Origin of the sequence: Alcaligenes sp. PF14 (assembly GCF_037150615.1) — a bacterium.
GTDB classification, from domain to species: Bacteria; Pseudomonadota; Gammaproteobacteria; order Burkholderiales; family Burkholderiaceae_B; genus Alcaligenes; species Alcaligenes phenolicus.
In genome coordinates this window covers 313,016-338,893 of sequence record NZ_JBAGRS010000004.1, presented here as the reverse complement: position 1 = coordinate 338,893, position 25,878 = coordinate 313,016, and the positions used below count along the sequence as shown (strand labels likewise).

General features: G+C 56.3%; 22 protein-coding genes. 8 read left to right on the top strand and 14 right to left on the bottom strand.

Annotation, left to right across the window (positions count from 1 at the left end; genetic code table 11):
* Positions 1-369 precede the first annotated feature (369 nt).
* From coq7 to WFM49_RS10985, 6 genes are read right to left on the bottom strand one after another with little or no spacing between them, the layout of a single operon-like run.
* Positions 370-1,038: a 2-polyprenyl-3-methyl-6-methoxy-1,4-benzoquinone monooxygenase gene (coq7, locus tag WFM49_RS11010; protein ID WP_250756696.1), complete on the bottom strand. Its 669-nt coding sequence runs from the start codon at positions 1,036-1,038 to the stop codon at positions 370-372.
* 31 nt (positions 1,039-1,069) lie between these two features.
* Positions 1,070-1,705 carry a hypothetical protein gene (locus tag WFM49_RS11005; protein ID WP_009461118.1) on the bottom strand — a complete coding sequence of 212 codons (636 nt, stop codon included), beginning with the start codon at positions 1,703-1,705 and terminating at the stop codon, positions 1,070-1,072.
* Positions 1,705-2,340, bottom strand: coding sequence for an SCO family protein (locus WFM49_RS11000; protein WP_009461119.1), 636 nt, complete (start codon positions 2,338-2,340; stop codon positions 1,705-1,707). The genes WFM49_RS11005 and WFM49_RS11000 overlap by 1 nt, the downstream gene beginning before the upstream one ends.
* A gap of 21 nt (positions 2,341-2,361) precedes the next feature.
* Entirely contained in the window at positions 2,362-2,949 is a 588-nt protein-coding gene (locus WFM49_RS10995; protein WP_009461120.1) for a c-type cytochrome, read from the bottom strand.
* 55 nt (positions 2,950-3,004) lie between these two features.
* Complete coding sequence (locus WFM49_RS10990) at positions 3,005-3,595, bottom strand: cbb3-type cytochrome c oxidase subunit II (RefSeq protein ID WP_009461121.1); 591 nt, start codon at positions 3,593-3,595, stop codon at positions 3,005-3,007.
* 7 nt (positions 3,596-3,602) lie between these two features.
* Positions 3,603-5,258 carry a cbb3-type cytochrome c oxidase subunit I gene (locus tag WFM49_RS10985; protein WP_031232725.1) on the bottom strand — a complete coding sequence of 552 codons (1,656 nt, stop codon included), beginning with the start codon at positions 5,256-5,258 and terminating at the stop codon, positions 3,603-3,605.
* Between the two features lie 593 nt (positions 5,259-5,851).
* Here WFM49_RS10985 and WFM49_RS10980 point away from each other — a divergent pair.
* From WFM49_RS10980 to WFM49_RS10970, 3 genes are read left to right on the top strand one after another with little or no spacing between them, the layout of a single operon-like run.
* Positions 5,852-6,274 (top strand): OsmC family protein, encoded by a 423-nt coding sequence (locus tag WFM49_RS10980; protein WP_009461122.1) that lies wholly within the window; start codon positions 5,852-5,854, stop codon positions 6,272-6,274.
* Between the two features lie 7 nt (positions 6,275-6,281).
* Complete coding sequence (locus WFM49_RS10975) at positions 6,282-7,082, top strand: thymidylate synthase (protein ID WP_009461123.1); 801 nt, start codon at positions 6,282-6,284, stop codon at positions 7,080-7,082.
* Positions 7,079-7,573, top strand: coding sequence for a dihydrofolate reductase (locus WFM49_RS10970; protein ID WP_009461124.1), 495 nt, complete (start codon positions 7,079-7,081; stop codon positions 7,571-7,573). Before WFM49_RS10975 ends, WFM49_RS10970 begins: the two co-directional genes overlap by 4 nt.
* A gap of 171 nt (positions 7,574-7,744) precedes the next feature.
* Here the strand turns inward: WFM49_RS10970 and gcvH are convergent, their stop codons facing one another.
* The 7 genes from gcvH to apbC all read right to left on the bottom strand — a co-directional run bounded on the left by gcvH (position 7,745) and on the right by apbC (position 19,345).
* Positions 7,745-8,119 (bottom strand): glycine cleavage system protein GcvH, encoded by a 375-nt coding sequence (gene gcvH / locus WFM49_RS10965; RefSeq protein ID WP_021446974.1) that lies wholly within the window; start codon positions 8,117-8,119, stop codon positions 7,745-7,747.
* An 86-nt stretch (positions 8,120-8,205) separates the two neighbouring features.
* On the bottom strand, positions 8,206-9,435 hold the full coding sequence (locus WFM49_RS10960; RefSeq protein ID WP_009461126.1) for an NAD(P)/FAD-dependent oxidoreductase: 1,230 nt from the start codon (positions 9,433-9,435) through the stop codon (positions 8,206-8,208).
* 6 nt (positions 9,436-9,441) lie between these two features.
* Positions 9,442-11,715 carry an arginine/lysine/ornithine decarboxylase gene (locus WFM49_RS10955; protein ID WP_026485019.1) on the bottom strand — a complete coding sequence of 758 codons (2,274 nt, stop codon included), beginning with the start codon at positions 11,713-11,715 and terminating at the stop codon, positions 9,442-9,444.
* Positions 11,716-11,724: 9 nt separating this feature from the next.
* Positions 11,725-12,288 (bottom strand): dCTP deaminase, encoded by a 564-nt coding sequence (gene dcd, locus WFM49_RS10950; protein ID WP_009461128.1) that lies wholly within the window; start codon positions 12,286-12,288, stop codon positions 11,725-11,727.
* Positions 12,289-12,416: 128 nt separating this feature from the next.
* The gene (locus tag WFM49_RS10945) at positions 12,417-16,475 is read right to left on the bottom strand and encodes a translocation/assembly module TamB domain-containing protein (RefSeq protein ID WP_336973213.1); all 4,059 of its coding nucleotides are present in this window, start codon (positions 16,473-16,475) and stop codon (positions 12,417-12,419) included.
* Positions 16,475-18,253 (bottom strand): autotransporter assembly complex protein TamA, encoded by a 1,779-nt coding sequence (locus tag WFM49_RS10940; protein WP_009461130.1) that lies wholly within the window; start codon positions 18,251-18,253, stop codon positions 16,475-16,477. Before WFM49_RS10940 ends, WFM49_RS10945 begins: the two co-directional genes overlap by 1 nt.
* 6 nt (positions 18,254-18,259) lie before the next feature.
* Entirely contained in the window at positions 18,260-19,345 is a 1,086-nt protein-coding gene (gene apbC / locus WFM49_RS10935) for an iron-sulfur cluster carrier protein ApbC (protein ID WP_009461131.1), read from the bottom strand.
* Positions 19,346-19,447: 102 nt separating this feature from the next.
* Between apbC and WFM49_RS10930 the strand changes: the two genes are divergently transcribed.
* From WFM49_RS10930 to WFM49_RS10920, 3 genes are all read left to right on the top strand, one after another.
* Positions 19,448-19,705, top strand: a complete 258-nt coding sequence (locus WFM49_RS10930; RefSeq protein ID WP_009461132.1) for a hypothetical protein — start codon at positions 19,448-19,450, stop codon at positions 19,703-19,705.
* 218 nt (positions 19,706-19,923) lie between these two features.
* Positions 19,924-21,993 (top strand): methionine--tRNA ligase, encoded by a 2,070-nt coding sequence (gene metG, locus WFM49_RS10925; protein ID WP_250756693.1) that lies wholly within the window; start codon positions 19,924-19,926, stop codon positions 21,991-21,993.
* A gap of 196 nt (positions 21,994-22,189) precedes the next feature.
* On the top strand, positions 22,190-23,086 hold the full coding sequence (locus WFM49_RS10920; RefSeq protein ID WP_009461133.1) for a cation diffusion facilitator family transporter: 897 nt from the start codon (positions 22,190-22,192) through the stop codon (positions 23,084-23,086).
* A gap of 42 nt (positions 23,087-23,128) precedes the next feature.
* On the opposite strand, the gene WFM49_RS10915 is transcribed toward WFM49_RS10920, so the two are convergent.
* Complete coding sequence (locus WFM49_RS10915) at positions 23,129-24,034, bottom strand: LysR substrate-binding domain-containing protein (protein WP_021446976.1); 906 nt, start codon at positions 24,032-24,034, stop codon at positions 23,129-23,131.
* A 231-nt stretch (positions 24,035-24,265) separates the two neighbouring features.
* Here WFM49_RS10915 and WFM49_RS10910 point away from each other — a divergent pair, with 231 nt between their 5' ends.
* Entirely contained in the window at positions 24,266-25,102 is an 837-nt protein-coding gene (locus tag WFM49_RS10910) for a bifunctional allantoicase/(S)-ureidoglycine aminohydrolase (protein WP_009461134.1), read from the top strand.
* Positions 25,103-25,276: 174 nt separating this feature from the next.
* Positions 25,277-25,750 carry a nucleoside deaminase gene (locus WFM49_RS10905; RefSeq protein ID WP_336973209.1) on the top strand — a complete coding sequence of 158 codons (474 nt, stop codon included), beginning with the start codon at positions 25,277-25,279 and terminating at the stop codon, positions 25,748-25,750.
* Positions 25,751-25,878 lie beyond the last annotated feature (128 nt).

Below are 25,878 nucleotides of genomic sequence, written 5' to 3'. Positions count from 1 at the left end.
CAAAGGAGGAGGGTGGAGGAGACAATCGTGGCAAGTTGGGCTACCAGATAAAGTATCGAGCCAGAAAGCTAAGGGTTATTACGCTTGTTTTTCCCGCTTTCTTTTCAACATCCAATAACTAAAGTCTACCCACAAAAATGGTGCAATGCAAGATAAATGCTGTGGAAAACCCTTAGATGCGTATCTTGTCGCATTAATGCATCAATTTCCTAACGCAAATATCAGTCCAGGTATCTAGTCGTTAACCCTAAGCCGCCAAACAAGCTCCAAACCCACAAAGAAAAACGGGTCAGTAATTGACCCGTTATTGCTGCTTGCATCCCTGAAAGCTCAGCACTCACGAAGAAGTGACTAGGCCCAGAACCCCTTTTACAAGCGATACGCCGTTGTCGTCATGACTTTGGACATCATGCGCATCAAGGTTTTGACAGGTGGAGGCAAACCCACAGCCCCATGATTCTCGGCGGTACGACGATGCTCAATCTCGTCATCGCGCATTTTTTCTACGATCCGACGCGAGCGATTGTCTGTAGCAGGCAAGGACTCCAGATGGCTTTCCAGATGCTCTTCAACCTGGCGCTCTGTCTCGGCCATAAAACCAAGGTTATACGGCACCCCTGCCCGGCTGGCGAGCAAACCCAGCGCGAAGGAACCGGCATACCACAAGGGGTTGAACACGCTAGGGCGGCTATCCAGCTCGCGCAAACGGTCATCGCACCAGGACAGGTGATCCACCTCTTCCTGCGCAGCTTGCAGCAGCACTTCGCTTGCCTGGGGATCTTTGCACAACATAGCCTGGCTACGGTACAAGGCTTGGGCGCAAATCTCGCCTACATGGTTCACACGCATCAAGCCGGCAGCATGGCGGGCTTCGTCAGCCGTAATCTCGGACACCTCCTTGCCTGCGGGATTCGGGCGCGACGCGCGTGCCGAACGTCCCAATACTTCCAGGGCCCGATTCGTCTCGCTCAGAATCTGGTCAAAAAAGCTGTTGCGTCGGTACAGACGGGTATCGCTGTTGGAAACGGTATGGCTCATGAGGACACCTGCAAAACAAAATGGATGGGTATTATTGCCGCAAAAAGGCGATCACTGCCTTGCTCTCAGACAAGAGCCAAAGCAATGGCAGCACACAAGCCATGATAACCAGGCCTATGCCGGCAATCTCTTGGTCAGACTGTAGATAGAAATTACAGAGCCGAACCGGATTGTCGTAATACAGCAGACCAACAATAGCCATCATCCAACTGAAATTACCAAAGAAAAACAGACGAAACACCAGATGGGCGCGGCGCCAGGACTCCATGAACAACATGCCCATCAAGACCAGACCGATATATTTGGCAGTGGCCATGGGAGGCGATACCAGCACATCGTCCAGTGCTTTGGGAACCATCCAGTAAGCCGCCGCAAAGCTGACCATGATCAAACCGGGCAAACCATATTCATTCAGGGCGTAATACGGGCGCAGCAAGGACTGCATGGCAGCCGAACGGCCAACCCCCTGGTAGCGCAAGGCCAGTTGCAAGCTAATGCCCGACAGGACCAACAAGGGAATATGCACCAGCATATGCAGACTCATGGAGGCGGTCAGAGGGCGATCCCAGAAGGCTGCGGCAGCAAACAGCAAAGCTGCCACCAATGCCAGGGCACTACCAAAATAAGGACGTACTTTAGGGGATTCGACGACACGTTTTAAGGACATTACATCGCTCCCTTCTTGTCCAGATCCTCGAGGGCGCGCTTGGCATAAGCCAGGGCCAACATAGGCTCACCGTAATCCACGATACGACCCAGGCGCGGTTCGGCGCTGACAACGTGATAGGCTGCGTTGTGCTCGTACTCATCGAAAGGGGCGGGAATAACGACGATACCAAAATCATCCAGCACACGTTGACGCTGCTCGCCAGGCATCATGGTGACAAATTGCCAGACGTCCGGGTTGGCCTTCATGGTTTTGCTATAGCGGCGCAGGTGATCAGGCGAATCGGTGGGATCGAAACTGATGCTCAGCAGGCGGATACGGTCCTGCAAGCCTTCGTCCACAATCGCTTTTTGCAGTTGCTGATACTCCGAGCCCATCGCCAGACATAGCGTGACACAGCGGGTATAGATGAAATTGACGATGGTAATACGGCCATCGTTTTGCAGCAGAGAGCTTAGCTGGGTACTGCCCCCGGCAGGGAGCAGTACTTCGACATCGGAGATCAAACGCGGCGAGGCGGCAACATCATTGCGACGGGCCGTCTCGGCTGTCAGGGCGGAGAACCCTTGCGTCAAATGGGCCAGTGCCCCAATACCCAGGGCGAAGACCAGGAGAATACTTATAAATAGTCTCATCGCTGGCCCATCATTTCAGTCTTACTCTTCCATGGGAGCCAGATCAGCATCCCCATTCCAAGGATCGGTTTTATCAGCGGTTTTTTCACGTTCGGCTTTGACAAAGGCCACGTCCACAGGATCGGCGCTATTGCCACCCAATTCTGTACGCAGGTAATTAACAACGGCCGTCATTTCCTCGTCATTGAACTTCTCGCGGAACTCGGGCATCGCACCATTGTACTTATTACCCTTGACCGTGATCTCACCCGTAATACCGTGCAGCATGATCTGGACCAAAACTTCAGGCTTGCGCAGTACCCATTCGGAACCCACCAGCGGAGGGAACACGCCTGGAACACCGGCACCCGTTGCCTGGTGACAGGCGGCACATTGGGCTACGAACAGCTGCTGACCATCTACCGCGCCTTCTGGCAATTCGAAGTCGGCAACGATACGGTTGTCGCCCACGGTTGCGTCATGGCTCAGGTCACTGCTGAAAATATAGTAGATGCCCCACAGGAACAGACCTGCAATGATCAGCAGAACCACCCAAGGGATCGGTGCTGCGTTTTCTTCCGGATCGGAATGCTCACGCAGCTGTGCTTCATATTTACGATTGTCGCTCATTCTAATTCTCCGAGGCGCCCCGCCTTGCGGGGCGCGCTAGCTCAGCAATGCCTGTTTATTTGATAACGCTGGCTGGCGATACGGGATACGTACGATCCAGCGCCAACAGGTATTCAACCAGGTCCAGGGCCTCTTGCTTGGCCACAACCACCTTGCCTTCCGGTGCGAAATCACCTGGCAAGTTGACAACCTTGTCGCCTTCCTCTGCCTTGTCCTTGAGCTCGAACATGAAGGGGTAAGAAGGCATATTGCTGCCAGGGGTATAAGCACGAGGCTGATACAAGTGACCCAGGTGCCAGTCCACGCTAGGCTGACGAGCACCAATATTGAGCAGGTCAGGGCCGGTACGCATGGTGCCGAGCAGGTGAGGCGTGTCGTAGAAGTAGTCGCCTGCTACCGAGGCACGACCCCAGCCACGCTGGAAGTCAGGAGCCTGGTTCTGGCTACGTGGCTGCTGCGAGTGACAGTAGACACAGCCCATATCAATGTATTGCTGACGACCGCGCAGTTGCACTTCCGTGTAAGGCTTCAGGCCTGGAGAAGGCTCCACCCTTTTAACTTGCAGGTAAGGGACAACGACCAGAGCCGATGTGGCCAGGGCGAGCGTCACCATGGCGCCGCCCAATAGTTTGTATTCGCTTTCCATGACTAAATCATGCCTCCACTACATTGCGAGTTGCCGAGCGCTGGTGAAACAGGGCTGGACCAATACGACGGCTGCCATAGCGCAAAGCCATTGCCACAAAGTGGAAGGCAAACACAAGGTGACCCAGAGTCATCAAACCACCACCAATCGAGCGCGACTTCAGGTAAGGCATCGTGACAAACACCGATTCCATGAAGGCTTTGGCAGGATCAAGCATGGCCAGACCTTGCAGCCAACCGCCAATACTCAGACCAATAGCGTAGATGGAGAAACCAATCACAACCAGCCAGAAGTGCAGGGAGATCAGTTTGGGGTAAGGCCATTCCCAGGACATCACGCGTGGCATCACGTAGTAGATGGCACCGAACATCACGATGGTAAAGAAGCCGTACAAGCCGATATGGGCGTGGGCAACCGTGAAGTGCGTGAAGTGGGTAATCGTGTTGATGCTGCGCAGCGCTTCAAAAGAACCTTGAATGGAGCTGACGGTGTACATCATGCCGCCCAGCACGATAAAGCGCAGGGTAGGCGAGTGAATCAGGGTACGGAAGTGACCCTTCATGGTGTAGTGCTGGTTGATCGAGAAAGCCAGCACGGGGATGATCATCATCATGCTTTGGACGATGGACAGGGTAACCATCCACTGCGGCACAGGACCGCCAACCAGGTGGTGACCACCAACCTGACCGTAGAAAAATGCCAGACCCCAGAAACCCACCAGAGACAGGTTGTAGGAGCTGATAGGCTGACCGATGATCTTGGGCAGGAAGTAGTACACCGAAGCCAGAGCCATCGGGGTGTAGAACAGACCCAGCACGTTGTGGCCAAACCACCAGTTCATGGTTGCTTGTTCAACACCCACGTGCACGGCAGGCAGGTTGCCGACCAGGAACAGGATGGGGAACCAGAACAGGGCTGCGCCCATGTACCACACCGACACATACAGGTGGTGAGCACGACGGTTTTGCAAGGTGAAGACCAAAGGCAAGGCTGCCAGAGCACCACCGATAACCATCAGGATATCAACCTGCCAAGGCATTTCCAGCCATTCCATACCGTCGGTGATACCCATCGCGATACATGTCAGACCGATAGCCAGACCAATGTTCCACAAGATCCCGCCCGTGATGGCATAACGCGCACCGATCAGGGGAGTCTTGAGCAAACGAGGCAGCATCCACATGGCAACGCCGAACGCGGCCATTGGAGCCCAGCCGTAAGCCACACCGTTCAGGTGCAGCGTACGCATGCGACCAAAGGTCATCCAGGCGTGTTGCGTCAGAAATTCGGGATCGTGCAGCTTGATCGAGCTGATCAAGCCTGCCGTCGAGGCAAAGAGCAGCCAGAAGACCGAACAGGCCAGCAAAATGAAAGTGACCTTGGCGGAGGAGCGGTCGGCTTCCACGCGTTCTGCCAATTCAAGGCTCAGCGCCTGACGATCTTCAGCCGAAATTGCCTTGCGGCCCATCTCTTCTTGAAGTGCCTGACGTTGTTCAGGGGTGGCGGAGGGGTCATCTACCTGCCCGATTTCGCCTTTGGAGAAGATCTCTCGCGAAGCAGCGGGACTGTGGTCAAAGAAGTTACGGCGTAACGACCAGATGAAAACAAAGAGTCCTGTAACGGACAATATGAAAGCTAGTAGCAGTATTGAAACGGTATTCACAATGATCCAGGCCTGGTTAATGTGAAGCTGCCAAGCAGCTCGGCGGCACCTTGACGCGTCGCAGATCAAAAGAGCATGGACGCAAAAAATCTGCGACTGCCTAGGTCGCGAGAGCCGTCATGTTAAAACACCCGCTTGTGACGTCCGAATAAAGCCCCCATTGAAAGCAAGGTTTATTGAGACAGAACAAATACGAGCACGACATTTTTTGGTATACGGGCGACAGCCATTATAGGCGAGGGTAAACCCCTGTGACATATCTGTTTCAAAATGCCGTGTACCGCACAGCAGTTTATCCTAGGACAAACAACAAAACCAGTCTAAATCTTACAAAGAGCATGGTTCTGCTCTGATTTGTCCATATGGAATTTCTTATACGGGTGCCACATCCGCCACCATCAGATGCCCTGAGAAGTGACAAGGCTCACATCCGGGCTTCACATTTCAATTAGCAATAAAGCTGCAAAAATCCGCGTCAAATCACGCTAAACCTGGTTTCCATCCAGGCGCGACACAGCCCTCATCAAAAAGTACAATCACCGCTATCAATCTACTGACGAGTCTTGGCTCGCACTGCAAACAAAGGAATTCATATGGAATGCACAATCGACTGGGGCGGCAAAGACGGAATGTTGTTCGTTGCCCGTACAGGCAGTGGTCATGTGACGGCCATGGACGGTGCACCCGAAGGTGGCGGCAATAACCTGGCTCCACGCCCCATGGAAATGCTGCTGACCGGCGCCGGTGGCTGCGCAGCCTACGACGTGGTGCTGATCCTCAAGCGTGGTCGGCACGCCATTACCGGCTGCCAGGTCAAGCTGACCGCCGAACGCGCCGACACCGACCCCAAAGTCTTTACCAAGATTCACTTCACTTTTGTGGTCACTGGCAAGGATCTGCCCCAGGCCGCCGTTGAGCGTGCCGTACAACTGTCGCACGACAAGTACTGCTCCGCTTCGGCCATGCTGGGCAAAACAGCCGAGATCACCTATTCCGTCGACATTCAGCAAGCCTGAGGCCACCATGTCCCTGTATCCCTACGAAGACCTGCTGCGCCTGGTCTACACCCAAGGCACTCCCAAAGGGGACCGCACCGGCACCGGCACGAACTCGGTATTTGGTCACCAAATGCGCTTCGATCTGTCGCAGGGTTTCCCGCTGATCACCACCAAGAAACTGCATACCCGCAGCATCTTTATTGAGTTGCTGTGGTTTTTGCGTGGTGAGTCCAATGTGCGCTGGCTGCAAGAGCGCGGCGTATCCATCTGGGACGAATGGGCCGACAAGGACGGCAATCTGGGCCCGGTCTATGGTGTGCAATGGCGTTCCTGGCCCACTCCCGATGGCCGTCATATCGACCAGATCAGTCAGTTGGTGGAACAGATCCGCAAAAACCCCGACTCACGCCGCCTGATTGTTTCGGCCTGGAACGTAGCGGATGTGGGCCAGATGGCCCTGCCCCCATGCCACGCCCTGTTCCAGTTTTATGTGGCAGACGGCAAGCTGTCCTGCCAGCTCTACCAGCGCAGTGCCGATATTTTCCTGGGCGTGCCCTTCAATATCGCCAGCTACGCCTTGCTGACTCACATGATGGCGCAGCAATGTGATCTGGAAGTGGGTGATTTCATCTGGACTGGTGGTGACTGTCACCTGTACTCCAACCACTTCGAACAAGCAGAGCTACAGCTCTCGCGCGAGCCTCGCCCCTACCCCAAGCTGACGATCAAGCGCAAACCCGCCAGTCTGTTTGATTACGAGTACGAAGACTTCGAAATCACCGACTACGATCCTCATCCCCACATCAAGGCGCCGGTTGCCGTATGAGTTCCACTCCTTTCATTCGCCTGGTCGTTGCCTATGCGGCCAATCGCTGCATTGGCAAGGACAATGACCTGCCCTGGCGCCTGCCTTCCGATTTGCAGCACTTCAAACGCGTAACCATGGGTTTGCCCATCATCATGGGCCGTAAAACCTGGGAGTCTCTGGGCCGCCCCTTGCCCGGCCGCCCGAATCTGGTGATCAGCCGCAATGCGGTTTACCAGGCAGAAGGTGCGCAGGTATTCAGCAATCTGGAGGATGCCCTGGCAGCCTGCCCCGGCTTTGAAACCGCTTGTGTGATTGGTGGCGAACAGCTTTTCCGTCTGGCCTTGCCTGTGGCGCAAGAACTGATTGCGACCGAGATCAAGGCTGATGTGGACGGGGATACTTTCTTTCCGGAACTGCCCGCCGGGGAGTGGCAAGAAGTGGAGCGCCTGCCTCAGCCTGAGGAAAACGGTTTCACTTACGACTACGTGACGTACCGCCGCCGTAGTTAAGAAAACCGGCTACTTGGCCCAAGCTATCCGTCTCACTGCACGCTTAACCGCGTATGCTCGAAACCAAATAAAAAGCCTGAATCCGATGACACGGATTCAGGCCTTTTTTGCGATCAGTCCGCCAAAATCAGGCAAGACCAAGGCGTATTCCTGCTAACTCAATATCTGAACTTACTCAGCCACCGCGGCATAGGCAGGGCCATCCAGCAAACCTTGCAGATCAGCCGGATTGTCAGCCTTGAGCTTGAAAATCCAGGTATCAAATGGAGCTTCATTGATCAGATGCGGTGCATCGGACAAGGCCTGGTTGAACTCCACCAGCTCGCCCGCCACAGGCGCGTAAATGTCGGAGGCGGCCTTCACCGACTCCACCACACCCGCTGTAGCACCCGCAGCCAGACGCGTCCCTGGGGTGAAGTCACCCACAAACACCAGGTCGCCCAACTGATCTTGAGCAAAGTCGGTAATGCCAACCAGCACAACACCGTCTTCATCTTTGGCCCACTCGTGGCTTACTACGTACTTTCTATCTCCTGGCAGCTGCATATCGCCTCCCTGACTGACCAGCCAACAATTCCGATGATTTCAGAAACGGCAGCAGACCATGCCCACTGCCCTTCCTGCTCGCATACTTAACCCTGCTCTGCCTGTGTCTTCAAGGCGCGTGCACACGCTGCTGCCGACGCCCAGGCCCATTGGAAGTTATACCCGCCCAGCCAGCCGGTGACATCGACCGCTTCACCGATGAAGTACAGACCAGGTACTTTACGCGCTTCCATGCTCTTCTGATTGAGCTCGCGTGTATCCACGCCACCGCTCATCACTTCCGCCTTTTTATAGCCTGCGGTGCCACTAGGTTTCAACTCCCAGCCATTAATCACCTGTCCCACCGTGCGCAACACGCGATCCGGCAGATCAGCCAGACGTTGCTGTCCCACGCCTTTGGGCAACAAGTCCGAGGTATCCAGCCATTGTTCGACCAGACGGCGCGGCCACAAGGTCGACAAGACAGTGACCAGTTGCTGACGGTTACCCGCCTTCAGATCCAATAATTGTTGCGCGATGTCCTGACCGGGAGCCAAGTCCACACTAATGCTCTCGCCCGACTGCCAGTAGCTGGAGATCTGCAAGATACCCGGCCCGGACAAGCCACGGTGCGTAAACAGCAGATCTTCCAGAAAGGCCTGACGTTGCTTGCCCTGCCCTGTGCTGACCTCCACCTCCAAAGCCATGCCGCTCAAAGCAGAAAATGGCTTCCAATCCCGACCGTCAAAGGTCAAAGGGACTAGAGCGGGGTGCGGCTCAATCACTTTCAAGCCGAAGTGACGTGCCACGCGCAAGGCATAGTCCGTGGAACCCAGCTGCGGAATCGCCATGCCGCCCGTGGCAATCACCACTTGCAAGGCATTCAAATCCCCCTGACCGGTGCGCAGCACAAAGCCGTCCTCGGTACGGCCAATGGACTGCACCGAACAGGGCATGCGCCAGGACACCTGCCCTTTCAAACACTCCTGACGCAGCATCTGGATGATGGACTCGCTGGAGTCATCACAGAACAACTGGCCTTTGTGCTTTTCATGAAAGCCGATGCGGTACTCCCGCACCAGCTCCAGAAAATCCTGAGGGGTATAGCCCGCCAAGGCCGAACGGCAAAAATGCGGATTCTTGGACAGAAAATTCTCGGGCGAGGTGCCCGTATTGGTGAAGTTGCAGCGCCCTCCACCGGAAATACGGATTTTCTCGGCCAGCTTTTCAGCGTGATCAATCAGTACCACTCGCAGGCCGCGCTGGCCTGCGATACTGGCAGCCATCATACCGGCCGCACCTGCGCCGATGACGGCAACATCAAAAAAAGGGATCACGCGGGTTTACTCGTTGGTTTCAGACTCAAGCACACAATCTACGTAGTAGCGTGGCAGTCCATCAGGGCCGATATCCTGCGCCAGTCCATGCACATAGGTCTCAAAGCCAGGGAAGCGGGCATTGAACTCGCGTGCAAATTGCAGGTACTCCACAATGCGCGAGTTAAAGCGTTCGCCAGGAATCAGCAAGGGAATACCGGGAGGGTAAGGCGTCAGCAAGACACCCGTCACACGGCCTTCCAGTTCGTCAATGCCAACGCGCTCGATATCGCCGTGCGCCATCTTGGCATAGGCGTCCGAGGGTTTCAGAGCGGGAATCATGTCGCTCAGGTAAACCTCGGTGGTCAGGCGGGCCAGATCGTACTTGCGGTAAGCCTGGTGAATCTGCTGACACAGATCACGCAAGCCCATGCGCTCGTACGTGGGCTGGGTCTTGCAGAAGTCCGGCAAAATGCGCCACATGGGCTGATTGCGGTCGTAATCGTCCTTGAACTGCTGCAAGGCGGTCAACAAGGTATTCCAGCGGCCCTTGGTGATGCCAATAGTGAACAGAATAAAGAAGGAGTACAGGCCGGTTTTCTCGACTACCACGCCGTGCTCGGCCAGATACTTGGAGACCAGAGCGGCAGGAATACCCTGTTCAGCAAAGGTGCCGGAAATATCCAGGCCAGGAGTCACTACCGTGGCTTTGACCGGGTCCAGCATGTTGAAGTTGGTCGACAACTTGCCAAAGCCGTGCCACTCCGCATCGGAGCGCAGAATCCAGTCGTCACGCTCGCCTATGCCTTCTTCAGGCAGATTGTCCGGTCCCCAAACCTTGAACCACCAGTCGTTCTCGCCGTATTCCTTGGACACCTTGCGCATGGCGCGACGAAAGTCCATGGCCTCGCAAATGCTTTCCTCGACCAATGCGGTGCCGCCAGGCGGCTCCATCATGGCCGCCGCCACATCACAGGACGCAATAATCGCGTACTGCGGGCTGGTGCTGGTGTGCATCAGGTAGGCTTCATTGAACACGTTGCGGTCCAAGGGGCGGTTCTCCGCATCCTGCACCGTAATCTGGGACGCCTGCGACAAGCCAGCCAGCATTTTGTGCGTGGAGTGCGTAGCGTAGATCATGGTGTCTTTGGTGCGCGGACGGTCCGCACCAATGGCGTGCATGTCGTGATAGAAATCGTGGAACGCCGCATGCGGCAACCAGGCCTCATCAAAATGCAGCGTGGGGATCTTGGAGTCCAGGGTTTCCTTGATCATTTCCACGTTGTAGATCACACCGTCATAGGTGCTTTGCGTCAGCGTCAGAATACGAGGCTTCTTGTTCTTGGCCTTGCTGGCAAAGGGATTGGCCTCGATCTTGCGCGCAATGTTTTCCGGCAGGAACTCGTCTTGCGGAATCGGGCCAATAATGCCCAGGTGGTTGCGCGTGGGGCGCAGAAACACCGGGATAGCGCCCGTCATGGTAATGGCGTGCAGAATCGACTTGTGGCAGTTACGGTCCACAACCACCACGTCGTTATTGGCCACATTGGCGTGCCAGACGATCTTGTTGGACGTGGACGTTCCGTTCGTCACGAAAAAACAGTGGTCGGCATGGAAGATACGGGCAGCATTGCGCTCGGCCTCGGCCACCGGGCCGGTGTGGTCCAGCAGTTGGCCCAATTCATCGACCGCATTACAGACGTCGGCACGCAACATGTTTTCACCAAAAAACTGGTGAAACATCTGGCCAACCGGGCTTTTCAGAAAGGCTACGCCTCCCGAATGCCCTGGGCAGTGCCAGGAATAGGAACCGTCAGAAGCGTACTTGACCAGCTCGCGGAAAAACGGCGGCGCCAGGCTTTCCAGGTAGGAGCGGGCTTCACGGATGATGTGACGCGCCACGAACTCGGGCGTGTCCTCAAACATGTGAATGAAGCCGTGCAGCTCGCGCAAAATATCGTTGGGGATATGCTGCGAGGTGCGTGTCTCGCCGTACAGATAGATGGGGATGTCCTCGTTGCGGAACCGCAGCTCGCCAATAAAGGAGCGCAGGTTCTTGATCGCATTGGCGACATCCTCCGGGGAATCCACATCGAATTCCTCATCATCAATCGACAAAATGAAGGCGCTCGCGCGGCTTTGCTGTTGCGCAAAAGAACTAAGGTCACCATAGCTGGTGACCCCGAGAACCTCTACGCCTTCGGCCTCTATCGCCGAGGCCAGGGCTCGAATGCCCAGGCCCGACGTATTTTCGGAACGGTAGTCTTCGTCGATGATGACGATGGGAAAACGAAACTTCATCCAGAACTCCTAGGTACGAGGCAGGGTAACGCCTAGCTGACCTTGATATTTGCCGCCGCGGTCGCGGTACGACACTTCGCACACTTCATCGCTTTCAAAGAACAACATCTGTGCACACCCTTCACCGGCGTAAATCTTGGCTGGCAGCGGGGTGGTGTTGGAAAACTCCAGGGTGACGTGGCCTTCCCACTCGGGTTCCAGCGGAGTCACGTTCACGATGATGCCGCAACGGGCATAGGTGCTCTTGCCCAGACACATGGTCAACACACTGCGAGGAATACGGAAGTACTCAACCGTGCGGGCCAGCGCGAAAGAATTGGGCGGAATAATGCACACATCACCGACAAAATCCACAAAGGATTTTTCATCGAAAGCCTTGGGGTCCACGATGGTCGAGTTGATGTTGGTGAAAATCTTGAATTCGTTGGCACAACGCACATCGTAGCCATAGCTGCTGGTGCCGTAGCTGACGATACGTTGTCCGTCTACATTGCGCACTTGGCCTGGTTCGAAAGGCTCGATCATGCCCTGGGCAGCAGCCCGCCGAATCCAACGGTCGCTTTTGATACTCATAAGAAATTAGCCGCCTTAAATCAGTAACCGGTTATTTTATCGTTTAGATACACACACAAGCCAATTGCGGCGCAAATATGTCATTTGCGCCACAATTCTCTGCCCGCTTTGCGCCGGGCAAGCCCGCATCAATCCTTCGAGAACCAGCGGTAAATCAGGGCCAGACCGTTTACCGTACCGGCGCTGACCTCAGCCGTCAGGCCTCGTGCCAGGCGGTAGCTGGCTCGACCCACCGTTCCGGTATCGGCCATGGCCTGCTCCAGGCTAACGGAAATATCCGCCGTCAGTGCCTTGGTGATCGCAATAAACTTGCGCTCTTCGTTGCTGGTGCCGCTGTTCAGGGATTTGACCACACTTTCCACCGGCAAAATGCTACCGGCACTGCCCAGGTCGCCCGAGCGCATGGCCACTTCATCAATCCCGAACTTGCGGTAGAAGGGCTCGCCATCGCCCAGGAAGGACGTCCCGACACTGAGCAGCAAGGCCATGTCACCACCAGAATCATCCGGCCCGTGGCCCAGCAGGAGCCAGGACAGTTTTTCAACTTCGCTGACTTCCGGGTAGGACACCAAATCAATTCTGGGCTTGCGAGCCGTACCGGCTACCTTAACACCTGCTTCTACTGCCTGACCGGTACGCAAGGCTTCGATGTCCAGAATAGGCGAGGTAATGTCACCCTGGAAGGTCACGGTTCCGCGTTTGAGCAGCAACTTCTGACCATAAAGCTCAATTCGCCCGCCACGAGTGCGCAAGGCACCCATGCCGGTCAACTTGCCGCCAATCATGGTGACCCTCAGGCTGCCAACCAGACCGGAGTTCACGCCGTAACCCGTCAGGTAAAAACGCGGCCCCAGATCCACATCAATTTCCATGCTCATGTCGGTTGCAGCCTGGGAAGGCTCGGAAGCCGGTTCGTCGCCTGCCCGCACAATCACCACATCGCTATCAACAGTGGGAATACCACCCAACATGTCCAGGTTGAACCAGCCCGCATCAGCAACAACCTTGCCGGTAATGGCAATACGCGGCAGTTCCATGTCCAGATTGATATTGCCGGACATCATGGCGTAACGATCGGAGCGCTGCAGAATCGGGAAGCGGAAAATATCCACGTCAAAGGCCCCTTGCTGAGTGCTCAGGTTCCACTGCCCCGACACAGTCAGCTTGCCATCCTTGGCGTCCGGGCTCTCTTTCAACCAGGTTGCGGTACGCCATTCCTGCGGCTCTACTCGTGGGCGAGCCGGGAACGTCAAGGACTCCAGGCGGAAGATGTCACCATCGAAACGGGCATCCAACTGACCGTCAATTAGACGGATGCCGTCATCCAGACGTGTGAAACGCAACTCGCGGCCCCTTACCGTGCCACGACTGGTCCAGGCCCATTTCGCGCCCACATCAATATTCACGTCTGCATTCAAGCGACCGCCCAGCTCCATGGCATCGCCCAGGAACAGGCGCGTCCAGCTCAAGTCATCAATATTGGCTTGTATGCTGACCGTTTTGCGATCGTTCTCATTCAAGGCCAGCCCGTGAAGAGGAGTCTGGGCCTTGGCTGTGACGTAACCCATTTCCTTGGTACGCACATCCATCTGGGCATCCAGACGGCTGGTCGTGGCCGAGGTAGGTTTCGCATTGATGACGATACTCAGATCTTCCAGCCCCAGGGACATGGGCGGCTCAGCAAAAACCTGTACATCCCCCGCCACGCGGTCGACGCGCACCTGGCCGGACAAGGCGCCATTAAATTTCAGGTCCCAGCGCGCTTTGATATCAATTTCGGGCGGCTGGGTTTTCTTGTTCTTGGCAATCTTGACGCCACCCTTGGCCTTGTCAGCGTTTTCTTCTACGCCGACTTTACGCAGCAAGCGCGCGATGCGAGGCTCGGACAGGACCAGATCCAACAACTCACCACGGCTGGCCCATTGTCCAGGCTGGTAAGTGGATTCCTGATGACGCAGATTGATCCAGGGTTCGCCATCAACTGTGGTGCTCAAGGTACCGGCACCAACTCGCACTGACCAGGGAGCCAAAGGCTCGGGTGCCTTGGGAGCGTTTGCTGTTTTATCGGCTGAGTTTTCGGGAACGCCAGCCTGTGCCTTCGCTTGCTCTGCTGCCGATGAAGCAGACGGAGCAGCATTGGCCGCAGCAGCAGGCTTAGTATCGGGGCTGCCCTTAGTTTCAGGATTTATACCGGCCTGAGCCGCTCCTTCTTCCTTGGCGGCCCCCTGGCCTGCTGCACCACCTTCAACCTTGGATTGGTCCTTGGCCTCTGCTGTGGCAACTTGAACAGGAGGCTCCGGCGCCCGCAGAGCATCGGTAAAACGCACAGGCAGTGCCGACTGCAAACGCACGATCAAACCGGCATGGTCGGCCACCAAACGGTTTACCTTGCCATCCCAATACGCGGCCTTGCCCTGATCGGCAAAATGCCAGCCACCTTCCAGTGCCAGATCGGCCTCGGCCATGCCTTGGCCCAACTGCCCCTTGGCCTTGCCGCCCAAGTCGTACTGGCCCTTCAACTGCAGGGTGTGATGAGCGATATCGCCACGCAACTGCCCTTCTGCCGACGCCTTGCCCAGCTCCAGGCCAGGCCACAGTTGCTCGGCACGAGGCATCTTCGCCAGCAAATCCAGCTCGGCCTTGCCAGACATGCCAAAACCACCTTTCAACTGAACCTGGTTATCCCCGATCTTCATATCGGTGAGCACATCCGAAACCGACAGCAAACGCCACCAATCCGCTTGGCCCGGCTGAGCCGGAGCCGACGCTTTTGCCTTGATCTGCCCGATAGCGGCCTGCTTGTTCCAGCGACTGCCCTGCAAAAGCTGCACATCCACATCCGCGGAGAGCAATTGTTCTTTATCCGCCAAGACCACATCGAACTGGCCTTGGGTATTAATCAGGGCGTCGGGCAGCACATCGCCCAACAAGGCATGCAGATCAAGCTTGTCGCTGCGGAACTGACCTTTGAAATGATCCTGAACGTGCACACCTTCCTGCGTGGCATCCCAGGCGAAGTCTGCATCCAGCGAGGACTCGTCCGGCAGTTTCACCGCCACCTTGGCCTGACGCACTGGCACGGAATCCAGCGGGCTCAATTCTGCGCTGGCGTCCAGGCTATAGCCCTGGCCCTGTCCGTTAAGCAGCAAGGTGGCTTGTTCCAGAGAGCCATTCAAGGTGATTTGAGCGTTGACCACACAATCGGGCAAAGGCTCGGGCTCAGGAACAGCAACTGGTTCCTGGATACGTTCTTCATCGACAAGACCCGTACTACCCTCGGGCTCGGAGCTGATGACTCCGGCGACACCCTGGGCGTCTACGGGCTGATCGACTGGCGGGCTGGCAGGAGTTGCATGACTCGGGGCGCTGGCCTCAGCTTGACCTTGCTGTGTTATTGCAGCCTTGGCACTGGTCTTGGCCGTTTCAACCGTGGCTGTTTTTTTGGACCGATCGACTACTGCCTTCTCGGCAGGTTTGCCGGATTTCGACGGCTCTGCATAAGCAGGCAAATACTGTTTCGCACAAATAGGCGAATCGGCCGTCAAACCGCGAGCAATGATTTGAATATCGGCTCGTGCCGGGTAAGGCGCTTGTAGTCCCGCCAACTCCACCTCACCCTGAAAGCCGGCGCGGATGGACTCATTAGCCACCATCAAATCGTACAGTCGAAGCTGCGCGCTGTCGGAATCCAACGCCAGTGCCGAAGACAAATCCGCAATCGCGACCGGCAAGGGCGTGCCATCCTGCGTTAACAAGAACTGCCCCAAAGCCAGCTTGTCCACGGCAATGCTGATAGGCAGCTCGGGCATTGTGAAGGGCTCGTCGGACTTGGGCTCGTCCGAGGAGGTCAAGGCCACATCCACTTTCTGAGCACTAAGCTCTACCACGTGCAGGCGGCGTTCCCACAGTTCTTTCCAGTTGGCCTGCAAGCGCAAACGCTCGATATCCACATGGGTGTCCGGCAGGCCAAGCACCAGGTGGTCGATACTCAAGCCATCCCAGATGGTTCCACGCACGCCTTGGGCGCTGCCCTGCGCATAGGGCAAAGCCGTGCGCAAGGCCCAGCTTGTACCGGCCTGACTGGCCAGCACCCAATACACAAAGCCGCAAACAAGCAGCAGGGCAATCACCACAAAGGGAATGCCCCACAAAGCGAAATATCGGAACCAGCGCCGAACCCAAGCCATTAAAATGCGATTCCCAAAGAAAAGCTCAAACGTACGCGTTTGTCTCGCTGACCATAGGCCAGATCAAGATTGAAAGGGCCAGCAGGGGTGCGCACCACCGCACCCAAACCGTAGCCCCAGGCTAAATCCATATCACCAAAGCTGGGCGCAGCGTCACCCACGTCAACAAAAGCTCGCATGCCATACATACTGGTGAAAAAGTGCGTGTATTCCACGCTGGCTACGGCCATGGCTGGCGCGCCCACCACGGCGTCGCCTTGTCGAAGCCCAATGCTTTGATATTTGTAGCCACGGACACTGCGAGCGCCCCCGGTGCGATAACCGAAGTCAGGCGGTGTGCGGTCCGTCATGCGCCAAACCTTACCGATTTCACCCCGCAGGGACAAAATATCCCGCTCCCCAACTGGCCACCACTGCTGCAATCGCAAATTACTGCGGTAAAAGGTCTCGCCCTTGTCCAGCGTGACACCGGCGCCCACGCCAAAATCAATCAGATTGCCTTCGCGCGGATCGTACTTCTTGTCTACGTCCCGACGCAGCCATTGCCAGGTTGCAATGGCAGAAGGTGTTTCACGGGTGGGCAGACCGGAAATCTTGGTTTTGTCCCAGGCGCCCAGTAAGCCCCATTCGGTTTCATATTCCACGCGGCTATTGCCCGCTGCCTGTCGCTCCTGGCGCAGCTTCCAGCCCAGGGCCGCCCGCTCCGTGTCCAAACCTTCAATGTCCGAGCGATCGTACAAGACACCAAAACTGTTCTTGTAGCCGCTAATGGTGGGCGGCAAGTGAATGTCATAAAAGGCCCGCTGACGTTTTTTATCCACGCCAATACCGGCCTCGGTCCAGATCGGCAGGCCAAACACAATATTCTTTCGATACAAGGCCTCAACACGCGCGCCGTGGTCACTGTCAAAACCCAAGGAGCCGGTGAACTGCCTGGATGGCGCTTCTGTAACCCGTACACGTACAGGCAGTTCTACATCACCATCTGGAAGCTCTTTCTTTTTGCCGGCTTGTTCATCCAGGGTGACAAAGGCACCCCGGAAAAAAGTGGTGGCAGCCAAAGATTGCTGCCACTCGTCCAGCTTGTCCTGATCGTAAGGATCACCGGGGGTATAGCGCACATAGCGGTCTACCAGAGACTGGGGAACTCGCTTCAGGCCAGTGGTTTCCAGCGGCCCCATGCGAACCCTCGGCCCGCTATCCACTTTCAGGGAAAGGTCGGCCACGCCTTCATCGGCCAATACGGTTGCCCGCGTGTCTATGTAACGAGCGTAGTAAAAGTCCTGGCGCTGTACACTTTCCAGCAGATCCGACTTGGCGGAGGACCAGACCGAATTCAAAAAGGGATCGTCCACTTTCAAAGGAAAGCTGGCTTTGATCCCTTCCAGACGCACCTGATATTCCGGCTCCTGAATCTTGCCTTTGAAGTCCAGGGCAATGTCTCGTACGCGCGTGATTTCGCCCGGCTGAATAATGATGTCCCAATATTCACCGCTGGAATCCTCACCCACCTCCAGCGTGACCACAGAGTCAAAATAACCCTGAGTCTGCAAGGCGGAGACGGTCGCATCGTGAGCCCGGCGCCGCAGACGCGAGACCTCTCCCAAGTCCTGGTCTTCCGCCAAACGTGTAATGGCACTGACCGCGCGCTGAATTTCTTTCAGCGCCTGGGGGGGCACGCCCCCCGGATCAATAATGACATCGGGAACGGAAGACTGAGCCCATACTGCAGGGCTCAGGACTATCGAAAACAACAGGCAAAAGCCGGATTTGCGCATACGTACTCAAAGAGGACGAGGAACAACCTTGGGGCGCTGCCCCGACGTGTCTGGAGGAAGTTGCGACAAGTTAGCCGAAACGCGATTGGCAATCTCGTGATACAGGCGGGCCTCGGGACTGTCTGCGCTGGCAATCACCGTCGGGGTACCGGAGTCGGTCTGAGCCCGAATGCTCATTGCCAACGGCAAGGCACCCAGCCAAGGCACGTTGAACTGGCTGGCCATATCGCGACCACCATGCTGACCGAAGACCGGGTCAGCATGACCACAGTTCGAGCAGATATGGACCGACATGTTTTCCACAATACCCAGAACAGGCACATTCACCTTCTGGAACATGTTCAAGCCACGCTTGGCATCGATCAGCGCCAGATCCTGAGGAGTGGTCACAATCACTGCACCCGTCAAAGGCACTTTCTGCGACAAGGTCAAGGCGATATCGCCAGTGCCGGGAGGCATATCGATAATCAGGTAGTCCAGATCATCCCAACGCGTTTGTGTAAGCAGCTGTGTCAGCGCCTGGGTTGCCATCGGGCCGCGCCAGATTGCGGGAGCGTCTTCGTCCAGCAGGAAACCAATCGAGTTGGCTTGCAAACCGTGACCAATCAGCGGCTCCATCATCTTGCCGTCTGCACTGCGTGGGCGCTCGTGCAGGCCCAGCATGGTGGGCACGCTAGGGCCATAAATATCCGCATCCAGCAAACCAACACGCGCACCTTGCATATGCAAGGCCAAAGCCAGGTTCACCGACGTTGTACTTTTACCCACACCGCCCTTGCCCGAGGACACCGCAATAATGTTGCGGATATTGGGCATGGGTCGCAACCCTTCCTGCACAGCATGCACGCCAATGCGGGGATTCAAATGCAGCTTGGACAGGGTGGCACCCACGCCTGTCAAGGCTTGCTCGATACGTTCGCGCAGCTGTCCCTGAATGTCATAAGCCGTATAGGGCAGGTGCAAAGTCAGCTCAACCTGGTTCTGGTCAATGCTCAGCTCGCATCGACCCGCATCGACCGATAACTTCTTTAACGTGTTGGGATCGGTCACACTCGCCAGGGCTTGCAACACGCGCTCGGAACTCACTGTCATTTATCCAAAACCTTGATATAAAGAAACATCACCATACCTTTAAACCAGAAAATTAGCGGTTCAAGAGGAATTTTTTTACACTTATGATGTCATACTAACCCTATGAACACATTTAACCAGATTATCCGCACAGCCCTCTTTGTCTTGCTGACAATTTTCGGTGCAATCATGGCGTTTATCTTCATGGTTTCTACCGCTATTGCGATCGGCATTTTATACATTGTGGCGCGTATTAGTGGCCGTCCTTTCGGCGTCAAAGCCTATTGGGACCAGCGCCGCCGCCCTGCCGCTGCCAGCAAACAGTCGACCACACCACGTTCGCGTGATGTCACCGACATCGAGATGCGCGAGATTCCTTAACAGTTCTTGACTGTTCGCCAAGCCTTTGGCGAGCAGCAACGCTGATTAGGCACTGCCCCCGAACACCCTGAGTCGTCAAAGGCTCAGGGTGTGTGCATTTGTATCATTCGCAATTGCCGATCAGCACTTTGCCCGTGGACATTCCTCGGTCTGGCGCAGCACAAGTGTGCAATAGACCGTAGAATCCTTGTTCCCTTTCTCTTTTATTTTGTTAAGTCATGTCACGAACGATATTTGTTACGACCGCCCTGCCGTATGCCAACGGCTCGTTTCACATCGGCCACATCATGGAATATATCCAGGCCGACATCTGGGTTCGGTCCATGCGAATGTCGGGACATACTGTGCATTTTGTGTGTGCGGACGACGCCCATGGCGCGCCCATCATGCTCAAGGCAGAAAGCGCTGGCATTACCCCCGCTCAGTTGGTAGACAAGATCGCGGCCGAGCGCCCCACCTACCTGAACGGCTTTAACGTCAAATTCGACCATTGGCACCGTACGGACTCGCCAGACAACGTCGAACTGGCCCAGGATATCTACCGCACGCTGAAAAGCGCCGGCTTTATTGACACCCGCACCATCGAACAGTTCTACGATCCGGTCAAAGGCATGTTCCTGCCCGATCGTTACATCAAGGGCGAGTGCCCCAAGTGTCACGCCAAGGACCAGTACGGCGACAGCTGCGAAGTCTGTAGCGCGGTTTACGCTCCTACCGAACTGATCGAGCCCTACTCCACCCTGACCAATGCACGTCCGGTGTTAAAGACCTCGGAGCACTTTTTCTTCCGTCTGTCCGACCCGCGCTGCGTAGCCTTCCTGCAAGAGTGGACCACGGGCAAGAACGCCCAGGGCAAGCCACGTCTGCAATCGGAAGTGCTGGGCAAGACCCGCGAATGGCTGGGTACAGGCGAAGGCGCAGAGGCCTCTCTGAACGACTGGGATATTTCCCGCGACGAACCCTACTACGGCATCCCGATTCCGGACGCTCCCGGCAAATATTTCTACGTCTGGCTGGACGCCCCTGTTGGCTATCTGGCCTCCTTGAAAGCCTACTGCGCCAAGGCCGGTCTGGACTTTGATGCCTTGCTGGATCCGGAAGGCAGCACCGAGCAGGTCCACTTCATCGGCAAGGACATCGTGTACTTCCACGCCCTGTTCTGGCCTGCCATGCTGAAGTTCTCCGGCCGTAAAGTGCCTGACGCCTTGAACGTGCACGGTTTCATCACGGTTAGCGGCGAGAAAATGTCCAAGAGCCGTGGCACCGGCATTTCGCCTCTGCGCTACCTGGAGCTGGGCATGGATGCAGAGTGGATGCGCTATTACATGGCCGCCAAGCTGAACTCGCACGTCGAAGACATGGATTTCAATCCTGACGACTTCATTGCCCGCGTCAACAGCGACCTGATTGGCAAGTACGTCAACATCGCCAGCCGTGCCGCCAACTTCATCAGCAAGCATTTTGATGGCAAGCTGGCATACCAGGGCGACACTTCCGAACTGCAAAACCAGCTCAAGGAAGTCGCCGAGAAAGTCCGCACCGACTTGGAAAGCCGCGAGTATGGTCGTGCCGTGCGCCAGATCATGGCTCAGGCCGACATCATCAACCAGGCTTTTGATACCGCCCAACCTTGGGTCATGGCCAAAGGCATTGCGACCGCCGAGCAAGCTCAGAAAGATGCGCTGCAAGATATTTGCTCGCGCACCCTGGCTGGCTTCAAGGGCTTATCCGTCATGCTGACCGCCATCTTGCCCACCCTGACCCATCGCGTGGCCCACGAACTGTTTGGTCTGGACCGCGACTTTGTCTGGGACGACGTGGCTGCCTTGCCTGATCACATCGCTCCCTTCAAGCATCTGATGCAGCGAGTAGACAGCGCCATGGTGGACGAGCTGCTGGCTCCGCCACCCGCTCCCGTCGTGTTGCCCGGTGGTGAAGCCATTGCCGAAACCATCGACATCAAGGACTTCATCAAGGTGGACCTGCGCATTGCCAAAATCGTCAGTTGCGAAGCCGTAGAAGGTTCGGACAAGCTGCTGCGTCTGAGCCTGGACGCTGGCGAAGGCCGCTTGCGCCAAGTGTTCTCCGGCATCAAGTCGGCTTACCAGCCCGAAGATCTGATCGGCAAGCTGACGGTACTGGTCGCTAACCTGGCTCCTCGCAAGATGCGTTTCGGCGTATCCGAGGGCATGGTGCTGGCGGCCAGCCATGCGGATGATGCGGTGGATCAAGGCATCTATATTCTGGAACCATTCCCCGGTGCCCAGCCCGGTATGCGCATCAATTAAGACGCATTCCTGATACGCAAAAGAGCCTCGCCGAAAAAGCGAGGCTTTTTTGTCTACATCTACCAAAGAATAGGCTCAAAACAGCCTGCCAAGCCCCTTTCAGCGCCCCGTAACCCCGGAAAGCCGATACACTCTTTATCTTGAAACTGCTGTATTGATGCACAGTCTGCTGCTTTGAATGCAAGGACCTCTTGGCATGGAAAACATCCCCCCTACTGAACTGGATCGGCACCTTGGTGCACAGCGCTCCACCTGGGTCAGTGTCATCGTCAATATCAGTTTGAGCGTGCTGCAAATTGTGGTGGGTCTGTTTGCTCATTCGCAGGCCCTGATTGCTGACGCCATCCACTCCCTGTCCGACCTGCTGTCGGACTTTGTAGTGCTGATCGCCAACCGCCATAGCCGTCGAGGTCCGGACGCAGATCACCCTTACGGACATTTGCGCTACGAAACGGCGGCCACCCTGGCCATTGGCGGCCTCTTGCTGGCCGTCGGACTGGGCATGCTATGGAATGCCGTGTCTTCCTTGCGCGACCCCAGCAGCATCGAAGCAGTACACCCGATTGCCCTGGCCATTGCCTTCATCGCGCTCTGTAGTAAAGAACTCCTGTTTCGCTACATGTTGCGTGTCGCGAAGCGCTTGCGCTCGACCATGCTGGTTGCCAATGCCTGGCACGCGCGCTCCGACGCAGCCTCCTCGCTGGTCGTCAGCGTCGGGGTGATGGCCAACCTGGCAGGTCTGCCCTTGGGCGACCCCTTGGCCGCCAGTATTGTGGGTTTGATGATTCTGCGCATGGGCTGGAAGTTTTCTATTGGCGCATTTCACGACCTGACCGATAAAGCGGTCGATCAGGAAACGGAAGAGCGCATTGCCAAGCTCTTGCGCGAGACCCCCGGTGTGGAAGGCATACACCAGCTAAGAACCCGCAAGCTGGGTGACATGATCTGGGTAGAAGTGGATCTGGAAATGGACGGCACCCTGACTATTGCACAAGGTCATGCCATTGCCGTGGCCGCACGGGACCGTGTAATGGCCGAAGAGCCCGTGCTGGATGTCATGACGCACTTTGATCCGGTCACACCCAAGCGCTAAACCCTGTCTAAGCTCTACGAGCCTCGCCAGCCCAACAGCAGGCTATCCAGGACGGCGGGCGCTCTCGGGTGCCAGCATCTCTACCAGTACACGGGACAAGGCCGTCACCATCTCATTGGCATGAGGCCGATGCAAAATCGCCAGTTCAAAAGCATCGATACGGGGCAGACCTTGTGCTTGGCCCAATTCAACATGGTCATCGCGCACCGCACGCCGCGGCAGCAAGCTGATCCCCATCCCGTCTGCCACCGCCCCCTGAATACCGCTCAAGCTGGAACTGGTAAAGCTGATACGCCAACGACGTCCCAAGGACTCGACAGCACTGATGATTTCCTCTCGATACACACCCCGACGCGGGAAGGTCACCAAGGGGATGGGGTCCAGATGAAAGACCGGATCAGTCGCACTATCCACCCAGGCCGTCTGCTCGGGTAGACAAGCCACCGCTTCACGGGCATTGTGACGCTGCTTGACCAGCACCAGATCCAGCTCACCCTGATCGTAAGCAGCCAGCAGGTCGCTGCTCAGGCCGCTACTGACTTCCAGACGCACCTGCGGGAAGCGACGGTTGAAGCCCGCCAAGGCCCGCATGGTCTGTCCATTGGTAAAGTCCTCAGGCACGCCCAGACGCACGGAAATAGTCACCAGAGAACCGGATAGGGCTTCAGACAGCTGATGATTCAAAGCCAGCATCTGGCGGGCGTAACCCAACAGGGTCTGCCCCGCTTCAGTCGTGCTGACGCCCCGGCTGGCCCGGTCCAGCAGACGCAGCCCGGCCAGTTCCTCCAGGCGCCGCACTTTCTGGCTGATCGTGGACTGTGTGGAATGCAAACGCGTTGCGGCCGCCGTGAAGCTGCCGCAATCGACTACCGTCAACAAGGCCCGCAGCAGGTCCAGGTCGTACAAGGGCCGGTTCAGGCTGGGACTGCTTGATAGTTGATGATCCATATGCTCAAACCCTTTCTGAAATCCGCCAGGGTAATCCACCCCGCCGCCCGTTTATTCAAAAAACAAATACTAGAGATTTATACATTTAATTTGTAAATATCACCAGCAGTCGTTAAGGTGTATTGGTCCCGCGCATTACAACGACATCCCGCCTGTGCCTTTTGCCAGCCGCCGGGATTGCGCCGTGCCGTTCGACAGATTTTTCCTTACTGAATTTCAATGGGAATCAACATGTCCAAAGTCAATTACTACGCCCCTCCAGGTGGCCATCCTCCTCAGACTCAGTTGCTGACGGACCGCGCCATGTTCACCGAGGCCTATGCCGTGCTGCCCAAAGGCGTGCTGCAAGACATCGTGACCAGCTTCCTGCCCGGTTGGGAAAATACCCGTCTGTGGGTATTGGCACGTCCTCTGTCCGGCTTTGCCGAGACCTTCTCCCAATACATCATGGAAGTAGGCCCACAGGGTGGCAGCAACAATCCTGAGTCCGACCCCGAAGCCGAAGGCGTGATTTTTGTCGTCAAGGGCCAGCTGGAACTGGTTCTGGAAGGCACCAAGCACATCATGGAAGAAGGCGGCTATGCCTTTATTCCTCCTTCCACCAACTGGACCTTGCACAACCGCACGGGCGAGCTGGCCAACTTCCACTGGATTCGCAAGCGCTACCAGCGTGTGGAAGGCCTGGATGCCCCTGAAGCCTTTGTGACCAACGAAAAAGACGTGAAACCTGGCGTCATGCCTGGCACCGAAGGCCGTTGGAGCACCACCCGTTTCACCGACATGTCCGACCTGCGTCACGACATGCACGTGAACATCGTGAACTTTGAACCCGGTGGCGTGATCCCTTTCGCTGAAACGCACGTGATGGAACACGGTCTGTACGTTCTGGAAGGTAAGGCGGTGTACCGTCTGAACCAGGACTGGGTTGAAGTGGAAGCCGGTGACTTCATGTGGCTGCGCGCTTTCTGCCCGCAGGCTTGCTACGCAGGCGGACCAGGCCGTTTCCGCTACTTGCTGTACAAAGACGTAAACCGTCATGCCAATCTGACACTTGGCGGCACTCGCTAATAGGGTCTGAAACAGAACAGCCGCTGCCCGTCAGCGGCTGTTTTGCATTACAAACACGCCAAACCGGAACGCGTCCCCCTGATGCCGCCTGTGCCCGCAGGTGTCCCACAAGGCGCAAATAGGGACTCTGGTTTCAAGGCTCATTCCAACCTTGCTTCTCTACAGGAGAAAAACATGAACGATAAACACTATCTGCTGCGCTCCATCCAGATCGCCGAAGAGAATGTCGCCCGCGGCGGCCAGCCCTTTGGCGCAGTGCTGGTGCGCGATGGTCAAGTTCTGGCCGAAGGGGTAAATGAGACCTACATTGCCCATGACCCCACCGCGCACGCTGAGATCCAGGCGCTGCGTACTGCCAGCCAGAACGTGAAAAGCAGCAGCCATGCAGGCAGCACCATGTATGCCAGCGGCATCCCCTGCCCCATGTGCATGGCCGCCATGATCGCCTCGGGCGTGGAGCGCGTGGTGTATTGCGCCGACGATGAGGAAGGCGAGCCCTTTGGCTGGTCCACCGAATCCTTCTACAAAAAAATGCAGCAGAACTTTGGCAAACAGGGCGTAAAAATGGAACACCTGCCCTTGCCTGAAAAACGCAAAGTGTATGAAGCCTGGCAAGCCCGGTTTGGGCAAGGCTCCAAGCAGGACTAAAACAAAGACCATTCAAAACCCTGCCATCAAGCAGGGTTTTGCGTATTTACATAGACAGACAAGTCAGAAAAGTTTATAAAACAGAGCAGTTATAGTAACGATTCTCATTTATTGAATCCCAAAGGAAA

Excerpts from the sequence above, each read along its gene's own strand:
- apbC (WP_009461131.1), bottom strand. The coding sequence starts at position 19,345 with ATGACAGTGAGTTCCGAGCGCGTGTTGCAAGCCCTGGCGAGTGTGACC.
- dcd (WP_009461128.1), bottom strand. The coding sequence starts at position 12,288 with ATGAGTATCAAAAGCGACCGTTGGATTCGGCGGGCTGCTGCCCAGGGC.
- WFM49_RS10910 (WP_009461134.1), top strand. The coding sequence starts at position 24,266 with ATGTCCAAAGTCAATTACTACGCCCCTCCAGGTGGCCATCCTCCTCAG.
- WFM49_RS10940 (WP_009461130.1), bottom strand. The coding sequence starts at position 18,253 with ATGCGCAAATCCGGCTTTTGCCTGTTGTTTTCGATAGTCCTGAGCCCT.
- WFM49_RS10915 (WP_021446976.1), bottom strand. The coding sequence starts at position 24,034 with ATGGATCATCAACTATCAAGCAGTCCCAGCCTGAACCGGCCCTTGTAC.
- WFM49_RS10990 (WP_009461121.1), bottom strand. The coding sequence starts at position 3,595 with ATGGAAAGCGAATACAAACTATTGGGCGGCGCCATGGTGACGCTCGCC.
- WFM49_RS10930 (WP_009461132.1), top strand. The coding sequence starts at position 19,448 with ATGAACACATTTAACCAGATTATCCGCACAGCCCTCTTTGTCTTGCTG.
- WFM49_RS10955 (WP_026485019.1), bottom strand. The coding sequence starts at position 11,715 with ATGAAGTTTCGTTTTCCCATCGTCATCATCGACGAAGACTACCGTTCC.
- WFM49_RS10980 (WP_009461122.1), top strand. The coding sequence starts at position 5,852 with ATGGAATGCACAATCGACTGGGGCGGCAAAGACGGAATGTTGTTCGTT.
- coq7 (WP_250756696.1), bottom strand. The coding sequence starts at position 1,038 with ATGAGCCATACCGTTTCCAACAGCGATACCCGTCTGTACCGACGCAAC.
- WFM49_RS11005 (WP_009461118.1), bottom strand. The coding sequence starts at position 1,705 with ATGTCCTTAAAACGTGTCGTCGAATCCCCTAAAGTACGTCCTTATTTT.
- WFM49_RS10905 (WP_336973209.1), top strand. The coding sequence starts at position 25,277 with ATGAACGATAAACACTATCTGCTGCGCTCCATCCAGATCGCCGAAGAG.
- WFM49_RS11000 (WP_009461119.1), bottom strand. The coding sequence starts at position 2,340 with ATGAGACTATTTATAAGTATTCTCCTGGTCTTCGCCCTGGGTATTGGG.
- WFM49_RS10975 (WP_009461123.1), top strand. The coding sequence starts at position 6,282 with ATGTCCCTGTATCCCTACGAAGACCTGCTGCGCCTGGTCTACACCCAA.
- WFM49_RS10920 (WP_009461133.1), top strand. The coding sequence starts at position 22,190 with ATGGAAAACATCCCCCCTACTGAACTGGATCGGCACCTTGGTGCACAG.
- WFM49_RS10970 (WP_009461124.1), top strand. The coding sequence starts at position 7,079 with ATGAGTTCCACTCCTTTCATTCGCCTGGTCGTTGCCTATGCGGCCAAT.
- WFM49_RS10945 (WP_336973213.1), bottom strand. The coding sequence starts at position 16,475 with ATGGCTTGGGTTCGGCGCTGGTTCCGATATTTCGCTTTGTGGGGCATT.
- WFM49_RS10995 (WP_009461120.1), bottom strand. The coding sequence starts at position 2,949 with ATGAGCGACAATCGTAAATATGAAGCACAGCTGCGTGAGCATTCCGAT.
- gcvH (WP_021446974.1), bottom strand. The coding sequence starts at position 8,119 with ATGCAGCTGCCAGGAGATAGAAAGTACGTAGTAAGCCACGAGTGGGCC.
- metG (WP_250756693.1), top strand. The coding sequence starts at position 19,924 with ATGTCACGAACGATATTTGTTACGACCGCCCTGCCGTATGCCAACGGC.